Annotated in this window: 6 protein-coding genes and 3 pseudogenes; 7 read left to right on the forward strand and 2 right to left on the reverse strand. The window is 40.2% G+C overall.

Annotated features, from left to right (window positions below):
* Positions 1-107: 107 nt before the first annotated feature.
* From ABRT01_RS11355 to ABRT01_RS11385, 7 genes and pseudogenes are all read left to right on the forward strand, one after another.
* A pseudogene (locus ABRT01_RS11355) lies at positions 108-1336 on the forward strand (aminotransferase family protein).
* Between the two features lie 116 nt (positions 1337-1452).
* Positions 1453-2934: an aldehyde dehydrogenase family protein gene (locus ABRT01_RS11360; protein ID WP_367747218.1), complete on the forward strand. Its 1482-nt coding sequence runs from the start codon at positions 1453-1455 to the stop codon at positions 2932-2934.
* A gap of 185 nt (positions 2935-3119) precedes the next feature.
* On the forward strand, positions 3120-4463 hold the full coding sequence (locus ABRT01_RS11365; RefSeq protein WP_367747220.1) for an APC family permease: 1344 nt from the start codon (positions 3120-3122) through the stop codon (positions 4461-4463).
* Positions 4464-4510: 47 nt separating this feature from the next.
* A pseudogene (locus ABRT01_RS11370) lies at positions 4511-4843 on the forward strand (Putrescine importer PuuP); the annotation flags it as partial.
* A gap of 194 nt (positions 4844-5037) precedes the next feature.
* Positions 5038-6357 (forward strand): MFS transporter, encoded by a 1320-nt coding sequence (locus ABRT01_RS11375; protein WP_367747222.1) that lies wholly within the window; start codon positions 5038-5040, stop codon positions 6355-6357.
* Positions 6358-6431: 74 nt separating this feature from the next.
* Positions 6432-7532, forward strand: a complete 1101-nt coding sequence (locus tag ABRT01_RS11380; protein WP_367747224.1) for a class II histone deacetylase — start codon at positions 6432-6434, stop codon at positions 7530-7532.
* A gap of 650 nt (positions 7533-8182) precedes the next feature.
* The gene (locus tag ABRT01_RS11385; RefSeq protein WP_367747226.1) at positions 8183-8953 is read left to right on the forward strand and encodes an acetoin reductase; all 771 of its coding nucleotides are present in this window, start codon (positions 8183-8185) and stop codon (positions 8951-8953) included.
* Positions 8954-9075: 122 nt separating this feature from the next.
* On the opposite strand, the gene ABRT01_RS11390 is transcribed toward ABRT01_RS11385, so the two are convergent.
* Complete coding sequence (locus ABRT01_RS11390) at positions 9076-9309, reverse strand: hypothetical protein (RefSeq protein WP_269409999.1); 234 nt, start codon at positions 9307-9309, stop codon at positions 9076-9078.
* A gap of 51 nt (positions 9310-9360) precedes the next feature.
* Positions 9361-10247 (reverse strand): annotated as a pseudogene (locus tag ABRT01_RS11395) (LysR family transcriptional regulator).
* Between the last annotated feature and the right edge of the window lie 109 nt (positions 10248-10356).

Consider the following 10356-nt stretch of genomic DNA (forward strand, 5'->3'; position numbering starts at 1 on the left):
GCATCGACAAGAAGCATATTCTTCACCCATCAACCAATCCGAAGCAACAGAGTGAAAATGGTCCGAAAATTATCTTTAAAGATGGTCAAGGGATCTATTTAAAAGATATGGATGGTAGAACCTATATTGATGGGGTGTCCATGCTGTGGAATGTGAATCTGGGTCATGGAAACAAAGAATTGGCAGAAGCATCGTATCAGCAAATGGCAAAAGCAGCATACACGACAACGTTTTATGGCTATGCGAATGAATCAACCGTACGATTAGCTGAAAAAATCACGTCATTAACGCCAGGAGATTTAAACACCATTTTCTTTACCTCTGGTGGTTCGGAGTCCAATGATTCCGCATTAAATTATCCAGATTCTATTGGCAGTTAAAAGGTTTTAAAGAAAAAAGAATCATCATTTCGTTGAAGCGCGGTTACCATGGGGTGACAATTGCAGCTCAACGTGCAACGGGAATTGATGCCTACCGGGAATTTTCAGGTTCATCAGATCCAGACATTGTTAATGCGAAACCACATCTGACAGCTTGTGAATTGGGAGATACAAGCGATCCGGAATATGAAGGATGTATTCGTGACGTTATCGACAAATATGGAGCGGATAAAATTGCTGCCGTTATCGTAGAACCAATTCAAGGAGCAGGTGGTGTTCACGTTCCTCCAGAAGGATATTTACAGGCAGTTAGAAAACTTTGCGATGAAAAAAACGTTCATTTTATTGCGGACGAAGTCATTTGTGGTTTTGGCCGAACTGGAAAAATGTTCGGTGTCGATCATTGGGAAGTGATGCCTGACTTCATGTCTGTTGCCAAAGGAATCACCAGTGGTTATGCACAACTTGGCGGTGTTGTCATGAAAGAGGAAATCAGTAATACCATTAACCAATATGATGACATGTTGGCACATGGCTTTACGTATAGCGGCCATCCAACTGCTTGTGCAATCGGATTAAAAAATATTGAAATTATTGAACGTGATGGACTGGTTGCCCATGCAGATGCTATGGGACACGAACTGAAAAAGGGCTTGGATTACCTGCAAGACAAGTATTCCTTCTTTGCCAATACACGATCCAGAGGCTTGTTAGCCGGATTTGATTTGGTTAAAGATCGCGATGCCAACATTCCTTTTGACCATTCAGTAGGCGCTGCCGGTACACTTGTGGAAGAATGTTATCAAAGAGATCTGCTCATCCGTCCATTTGATTTTGAACCGGGGATGAACATTGTTGCAGTTGCACCCCCACTCATTGTTACGAAAAGCGAAATAGAGAAGATTATTGAGATCATTGATGATGCAGCGGCAGCTTTTTCAAAAAAGATCGGATAAACGTAATCGAAAATGAAATATAATGGTGGGGTATTCAAAAAGGAAGGTAAAAAACGATGATATTTAAAGATTATTTTTACCGGGCTTTTTTGAACATCTCCCAAGGAGGTTTATAAATGAGTAGCAAAGTACTAGAACTAAATCCTAAAGTGGTAGAATTCTTAAAGGATCCTATCAAACTGTTTATTGATGGTGAGTGGCAAGCATCGGTAGAAGAAAATACGTTTACTGCCGAGAATCCTGCTACAGGCGAAGTATTGGCAGTGGTGCATGAAGCAGGGGAGCAAGATGTGGATAAAGCGGTTAAGGCTGCTAAACAAGCTTTTGAAACAGGGGAGTGGCCTGCGCTTAGTGCTTATGAGCGTTCCCAGTTAATGCATAAACTTGCTAATTTAATGGAACGGGACTTTGAGATTCTTGCCCAACTGGATACGTTGGATAACGGTAAACCATTGAAAGAAGTAACGGGCAGCGATTTGCCGGGAGCGATTGAGAATCTGAGATATTTTGCCGGTTGGACGACGAAAATGACAGGTCAAACGATTCCTGTCTCTGAATCCTTTTTCAACTATACAAGACATGAGCCAGTTGGGGTGGTAGGACAAATCATTCCTTGGAATTTTCCGATTATGATGGCATTATGGAAAATCGCCCCCGCCATCGCAACAGGTTGTACCGTTGTGCTGAAACCAGCCGAGCAAACACCGCTATCTGCACTGTATTTGGCAAAGCTTGTTGAAGAAGCTGGATTTCCTAAAGGTGTAATCAATATTGTTAATGGCTTTGGAAAAACGGCTGGTAATGCACTGGTAAGCCATCCGGATGTAAACAAAATTGCCTTTACAGGTTCTACTGCAACAGGCCGTGCCATCATGAAGTCTGCAGCAGACACGATGAAGCGGGTGACATTGGAACTCGGCGGAAAATCGCCAAATATTATCCTGCCTGATGCTGATCTGGACAAAGCCATTCCGGGAGTGTTTAACGGAATTATGGTCAACCAGGGAGAGGTTTGCTGTGCCGGATCCCGGGTTTATATACCGGATGACATTTTTGATGAGGTAGTCAACAAGATGAAGGAATACGCCGAAAATGTAACATTGGGTGACGGCCTGGATGCAGAAACAGATATGGGTCCGCTCGTTTCCAAGAAGCAGTTTGAAACAGTGACTTCCTATATAGAAAAGGGCATTAAGGAAGGCGCAACGATGTTAGTTGGCGGCGAAAACAAAGGTAAAGGATATTTTGTCTCGCCGACCGTGTTTACAGGGGTAGACGAGGACATGACCATTGCCAAAGAAGAAATATTCGGTCCTGTTGTTGTTGCAATGCCATATAGCAGTATCGATGAAGTGATCGAACGTGCCAATGCTTCTTCATATGGTTTGGCTGCAGGACTTTGGACAGAGAATCTGAAAAATGCACATAGGATATCCAATAAATTAAAAGCGGGTACTGTCTGGGTGAATTGCTATAACCTGACCAATGCAGCTGTCCCGTTTGGCGGCTATAAAGAATCAGGGTTTGGCCGGGAAATGGGTTCGTATGCGTTGGAAAATTATACAGAAGTGAAAAGTGTGTGGATTGGGTTGGATTAGTAACGTGAATGTACTTGTGATGTGATTTGTACATTACTGGTACTGAGGTCGGGAAACTTTCTGCTGATGTGTTCATACCTCGCCTAACAAATGAATTGTTAGGCGGGAAATTTCAATAAGTACATTTGTAAACGCATCCAAATACGTGTGAATACCAGTATATGTTTATTTGAGGAGTTGATTTGGTGAATGATAATGATAAGAATCAGATACAACGGAAACTCAGGTTAGTACATGTTGTAGCGATCGGTTTGGCTTACATGTCCCCGTTTGCGGTATTTGATACATTTGGAATTGCATCGGACGTATCTTCAGGACATGTGCCTACTGCCTATGTGGTGGTATTTCTAGCCATCCTCTTTACAGCCATGAGCTATGGAAAACTAGTTAAAAGATTTCCAAACGCGGGGTCTGTTTATACCTATACGAAAAATATTCTAAATCCGTATTTGGGTGTCATGGTTGGCTGGGTTTCGTTTATTGCTTATTTAGCACTTCCAATGATTAATGCATTGCTTGCGAAAATTTATTTATCAGCCGGTTTTCCCAATGTACCAGGTTGGGTGTGGATTGTCGGACTAATAGCGGTGATTACGGTATTGAATATATTCGGGGTAAAGATTGCAGCCTCAGTAAATATTTTATTAGTCGTATTTCAAGTTTTGGTTGGCGTCACTTTCATATTTCTAACGGTTCGTTCTATTCAGACCGGACCAGAACATTTTATGTCTTTTGCTGAGTTGTTCCCTGCCGCTAATGAGTATTCGGGGTTGTTTGGTGCGGCTGCATTATTAGCTTTATCTTTTATTGGTTTCGATGCCATAACGACTCTATCGGAGGATACGGTTGAACCAAAGAAAAATATCCCTAGAGCAATTTTACTTGTTGCATCTATCGGCGGGGTATTTTTCTTTACGGTGACTTACTTCATGCAATCGCTATTTCCGGATGTGTCATTATTTAATGATATTGAGGGTGCATCTCCTGAAATTGCGGTAATGATTGGAGGAAACTTATTTCTTTCGTTTTTCCTTGGCGGAGCCCTGTTTTCTGTATTTGCTTCAGGCTTAGCAGCACAGGTGAGTGCATCGCGATTATTATACGCAATGGGAAGAGATAAAGTAATTCCCAAACGATTTTTTGGCTATTTACACCCCAAGTTTAATTCTCCAGTACTTAATATCGTATTGGTCGGTGCGATGGCTTTGTCCGCATTGCTTTTGGACTTGGAAGCAGCAACATCATTAATTAATGTAGGGGCATTTACTGCGTTTTCATTTGTTAATATTTGTGTAGTTAAAAGCTTTTTTACAACTGAAAGAAAACGCTCCCTTGGTTATGTTCTAAGTAATTTAATTGCACCTTGTATCGGATTGCTGTTTGTTGTGTACTTATGGGTAAATCTTGCTCTCTTTTCTCTGACTATTGGGGGAATTTGGACCGTTTTGGGGTTAGCTTATCTAGCTATATCGACCGGATTCTTTAAAAAGAATCCTCCTGAAATTGATTTTGATGAATTGGAGGCGTAGGGGGTATTCATAGTGGAGTTAAATATAAAAACGTAAAGGGGAATTATATGGGATTAAGTGAAGCTAAAGAATTAGACGTTCCGTTTAATCAAGAATCGCCAAAGGGACAACTAAAACGTTCATTAAAATTAAGGCATGTAGTTTTCATTGGAATAGCCTATATGTCTCCGCTGGCTGTTTTTGACACATTCGGAATTATCTCTGATATAACAAATGGTCATGTTCCTGCTGCTTATATGCTAGTTATAATCGCCATTTTATTTACTGCATATTGTTATGGGAAAATGGTAAAAATCTATCCGTATGCTGGCTCAATATACACTTATACAAGAAAAACAATCAACGCTCATTTAGGGTTTTTGGTAGGATGGGCAGCCATATGATATTGAAAAAGGGGCAAATGTTCTACTCTATGCCGTTACAAAACTGGCAAACGTTATCAATTAATTGATGGACAGGCTTCACTAAAAAAAGATCGTGTGGATACCAATTTCATAATAAACGGGATAAACAATTTTTATTTCATATATAAAGTTTATTGATAAATCTATATTAAGGGAATGATAGTGAACAAATGTCAAACAAGATTAATTACGATAATATTACTGAAGAGCAGCGAAAAAGGCTGGTTAGAAGAGCCGGTCTTGCAAGCGTAGTTGGAACATCCATTGAATGGTATGATTTCTTTCTTTTTGGAACGATGTCAGCTTTGGTATTTCCACAATTGTTTTTTCCAGAATCAGATCCATATGTTGGATTATTACAATCGTTCACCGCACTATTTATTGGATTCCTAGCCCGTCCGATTGGAGCTGCCTTTTTCGGAAATTTCGGTGATCGTATTGGTCGTAAAACAACTTTAGTAACGACTCTTCTATTAATGGGAGTTAGCAGTACCCTCATCGGATTATTGCCAACTTACGAAAATGCCGGTATTATTGTGACAGTTTTACTAACACTTTTTCGGTTTTGCCAAGGATTCGGTGCTGGGGGCGAGTGGGGAGGATCGGTCGTACTCTCTGTTGAATGGGGGACTAAGAAGAGCAGGGGATTAATGGGAAGTCTAACTCAAATAGGGTCACCTATTGCTCTGCTCTTATCTTCAGGCGTTGTTTCCCTCACGATTTTAATAACAGGAGATAACTTTTATACTTGGGGATGGAGAATTCCCTTTCTCTTTAGTGCTGTACTTGTTATAATCGGTTTCATTATTCGACGTGGAGTTATGGATTCTCCCCAATTCACAAAAATGAAGAAAGAAAATCTCATAGCGAAACAACCAGTGTTAGAGGTTTTTAAAAAACACAGTAAAGTATTACTAATGGTTGTTTGTGCTAGCTTGGCGCAAGGTGTCCCTTTCTATATTTTTACTACTTTTTCTATCAGTTACGGGACTGAACAATTACAACTAGATAAAGGGTTTTTAACTAATACACTTATGTTTGCATCGATAGTCGAGATCATTGCGATCCTTTATGCAGCACATTTATCAGACAAATTCAATAGAAAATTAGTATTTTATATCGGAAGTTTATGTACAATAGTAATTGCATTCCCATTCTTTTGGCTTTTTGATACAAAGATAACAATATTGGTTATTCTAGCAATGGGCATTTCTGTTATTGGTGCCGGAGCAGTGTATGGACCTTTAGCGGCACTCATTGCGGAGTCTTTTCCGGCCAATGTTCGTTATAGCGGGAGCTCACTAGGTTATCAAATTTCGGCTTCTGTTCAAGGAGTTTCCCCATTGCTATGTGTGTATCTATTAAATACCTTTAATAGTACTGTTCCTATCAGTACCTATCTTATTATTGCCTGCCTTATTTCTATTGCAGCCGTTTCCATTTTGGGAAGAAAAATACTTAAAAGTGATAGGATGGATATGGTAGGTTGATTCAAAACGCAGACATCAAAGAGCAACAAAAATTCAGATCAAGTATCAAGAGGTTACCGAAGGGAGATACAAACATGAAAAAAACTGGATTCATCTGGGATGAGAGTTATTTTTGGCATCAGACTGGTCAGGGGGCATTAAATATCAATTCAGGTGGTTGGATCCAAGCGGACACTCATGCTGAAAATCCGGAAACTAAACGGCGAGTGAAAAATCTGCTTGATCGCTCGAAATTTATCAAAGAGCTGCAGCAAATCGAACCGAGACCCGCTATAAGAAAAGAAGTGGAGATGAATCATGCCCCAGTCTATCTTGACCGACTAAAACAGTTAAGTGATGCGGGTGGCGGGGATGCCGGGGAACATGCGATAGTAGGGCCTGATACTTATGAGATTGCCCTATTATCTGCTGGCGGGGCATTAACCGCGGTCGATGCTGTGATGCAGGAAAAGGTGAAAAATGCTTATGCCCTAACTCGCCCGCCTGGACATCATGCGGAATATGAAATAGGAGCAGGTTTTTGCCTGGTTAATAACATTGCCATTGCCGCAAAGTATGCTCGAGAAACATATGGGCTAAAACGGATTTTAATACTAGACTGGGATGTACATCATGGGAACGGAACCGAGAGTGCCTTTCGATCTGATTCCGATGTTTTATTCATTTCTATCCACCAGGAAAATATTTTCCCCAAAAACCGAGGCCAAATTATATATACAGGTGAGGGAGATGGAGAAGGGTATACGGTTAATATCGAACTACCGGCCGGCACGGGGAATGAAGGATACTTGTATACTTTCGACAAGGTAATTGAACCAATTGTTGATCAGTATCAACCAGAGCTCATCCTTATATCTGCTGGTCAAGATCCAAGCCGATTTGATCCATTAGGACGGATGTTGTTGACTGCGGAAGGATTTTACAATATGACTGCAAGAGTGAAAGCATTGGCTGAAAAACATTGTAACGGTCGCTTGGTTGGTTGTCACGAAGGCGGCTACAGCACCGCCTATGTTCCTTTTTGTACACTTAGAGTTTTGGAAGCACTAGCTGGAAAACAAAGTGGAGTAGACGATCCATTCGATCAAGGTTACCATGAAGGACCACTCTACCAAAACCAGGTAGAAGCGATTAATAAGGTATTAAAGATTCAGAAAAAGTATTGGGATTTGTAGAGAGACCTTACCTAGGGCTACTGAAAAAATTAACTGGCATATTTCATGCTTTTAGGATACACCTTTACCTATATCCAAAACTGTGATAGTACCAAACGCTTGGCTCTGGAATCCGGACGGTGGAGTTCTTTTTCTATACCTTGAAGTCGTAAAAAACATCTAAATCCCAAAAACCTTATTATCTTCTATAATTTAGGTTTTTTGGGTGAATGATATTGTATACAATCCAAGAAAAATAAATTTGATGGAATGTGAACTTGATAATGAGAAAGAGAACATGCGTGTCGCTTACATGAAGATTTCCGAGCGTAATGTGCATAACAAGTAGGAGCGGGTAGAAACTCGAAAACTGGGGGTGCAATAACTCAAAAAACGAGCGATCTTCTGCAAGTATCTATGAATAAGGAAGAAGTTGATCTAGGGGGGTAGATAAATATAAAATTTTAAAATGCCCCTAATAGACAGTTTTTTTGTAATAAAGTGTTACTTGCTATTGGGGAAAATTTGACTTTTTACAGTAATTTGTTTCCCTTCTACTTTACCAAGCCTTGTTCACATACAGGGATATATTACCTCTTACATTATGTTTATTACAAACCCATACAGGGAATATACTATCTGTAATATGAATTTTAGCAGAGGTGAAGGAAATGAGTAAGGTAGCGGTTATAACTGGCGGTGCCCAAGGAATCGGAAAAGGGATTGCTAAACGTTTGGGGAAAGATGGCTTTAATATCGTCATTAGTGATATGAACATTGAATTGGCACAGCAAACAGTTGAGGAATTTAAAAATATGGATATTCATGCGATTGCTGTAGAAGGGGATGTTTCAATACAGGAAGACCAATTCGCACTGGTTTCAGAAGCTGTCGAACAATTTGGCTCCGTAGATGTGTTTATTAATAATGCGGGAATTGATCAGGTACAGGCAGTTGAAGACATAACCCCGGAAAACCTGGAGAAGATTTTCAACGTCAATGTGTTTGGAACGACATATGGTATCCAAGCGGCAGCAAAACAAATGAAAAAACAAGAAAAGGGTGGGAAAATAATCAATGCCTGCAGTATTGCCGGAAAAACGGCATTCAATTTGTTAGGCGCTTATTCGGCAACTAAATTTGCTGTACATGGTTTGACCCAAGTAGCTGCAAAAGAGCTCGCTCAATTTAAAATCACCGTAAATGCCTATTGTCCAGGAATTGTTGGAACTGGTATGTGGGATCGCATTGATGCCGGGATGGTAGAATACATGGGATTAAAACCAGGAGAGGCTTGGCAGCAAAACGTTGACAATATTCCGCTCCAACGTTCGCAAACACCAGAAGATGTCGCAAAACTCGTATCTTATCTAGCATCGGAGGATTCTGATTATATGACTGGACAAGCAATTAATATTGATGGGGGAATTGAGTTACATTAACGTGATCTCTTTTAAGACACGAAAAAATGTGGCATATTCCCGGCAATTTTTTCGTGTCCGCTTCTCTCCCTCTTTATTTGGTAAAAGAGATTAATTGGGGGGGGTAGCACTTTCGAAAACCCCTACGATTCACTTGCACCATTCATCCGCCCCCTCATTTCCTTGATTTCTTCAACATGTAAACCAGCCATATCAGCAATTAAATGGTCGGACATTCCATTTTTGATCATATTTTGAACTACCATTTTCTTGCCTTGATTAATTCCTTCTTCTCTTCCTTCTTCCCTATACAAATTCGGTAGTTCAAGTACGCGATCCGCTTCTTTTTCAGGTAGTTTGCTAATTTCTTTTCGCATTTGTTTTTCTTCCTCCTCATTTAGGGTTCACTCATTCCCAAGTCATTACTGTCAACCTTGTTCATTCCAATTTTGGAGCATCCTAATAAAATTTTGAGCAGCTTTGGATAGGCGATGATTTTTTAGCCATATTAATCCGACTGATCCGGTCAGTGGAGTCGCATCCGAAATTTTGTGCGCGTAGATGGGATATCCCCGATACCGATTGAGTAACGTTTCGGGAACAATAGATGTACCAAAGTCAGATGCGATTAAATCCATCAACAGACTGATATCGGAGCATTCCGCAACAATGTTTGGGTATAATTGAAGCGGGAAAATGCCTCCAAAATCAAGTAATGCACACCTAATCCCTCTGTACTCGGTAAAAGGAGGGGATAATTTTGAATGTCAGTAAGTGAGATTTCATGATCGATTGATTTTTGCTGTTTGGAGGTAATAAAGTAAAACGGCTCAGTATGAAGATGAAGAGTAGAGAATTCATCCAATTTTAGTGGCAATCGAATAATTGCCAGCTCTACGTCACGGTTTCTCACCAAATTACAGAGATGGGCGGATTCATTTTGTTGAATTTTATAAGTGATTTTCGGGTATTGCTTTTGAAATTGATCAAGTATTTCAGGTAACCTATCAACCGAAAACGTATTGACGTCTATCGTAAGTTTTCCGTTTATCCCTTCGCCAACTTCCTTCACCTCCATTTTGGCTTCTTCCATTAGCTGAGTCAATTGCAAGGCATATTTATATAAGGCTTTTCCCGCCTCTGTCATTTCTAAAAATTTGCCGTTTCTCTCTACTAATTTGGAGCCAAGTTCCGCTTCCATTGTTTTCAATTGTTGACTTAATGGGGGCTGAGAGATATGAAGTCTTCCAGCAGCGACGGAGATTTTCCTTTCTTCTACAATCGCTATAAAATATCGCAGTTGTCTGATATCCATCATCGTATGCACCTCTTTTATATATGAAAAAGTTAAGTAAAAATAAGGGTCAACACCAAAACCAATGGTTGATATTGATAGGTAAATATGGTAATGGTGCTAAATAAAT

The sequence above is a fragment of the Lentibacillus sp. L22 genome (genome assembly GCF_040812445.1).
Lineage (GTDB): Bacteria > Bacillota > Bacilli > Bacillales > Amphibacillaceae > Lentibacillus_C > Lentibacillus_C daqui.

Bases quoted from the DNA above. Each gene is read 5' to 3' on its own strand.
- ABRT01_RS11360 (WP_367747218.1), top strand. From the start codon at position 1,453: ATGAGTAGCAAAGTACTAGAACTAAATCCTAAAGTGGTAGAATTCTTA.
- ABRT01_RS11375 (WP_367747222.1), top strand. From the start codon at position 5,038: ATGTCAAACAAGATTAATTACGATAATATTACTGAAGAGCAGCGAAAA.
- ABRT01_RS11380 (WP_367747224.1), top strand. From the start codon at position 6,432: ATGAAAAAAACTGGATTCATCTGGGATGAGAGTTATTTTTGGCATCAG.
- ABRT01_RS11385 (WP_367747226.1), top strand. From the start codon at position 8,183: ATGAGTAAGGTAGCGGTTATAACTGGCGGTGCCCAAGGAATCGGAAAA.
- ABRT01_RS11390 (WP_269409999.1), bottom strand. From the start codon at position 9,309: ATGCGAAAAGAAATTAGCAAACTACCTGAAAAAGAAGCGGATCGCGTA.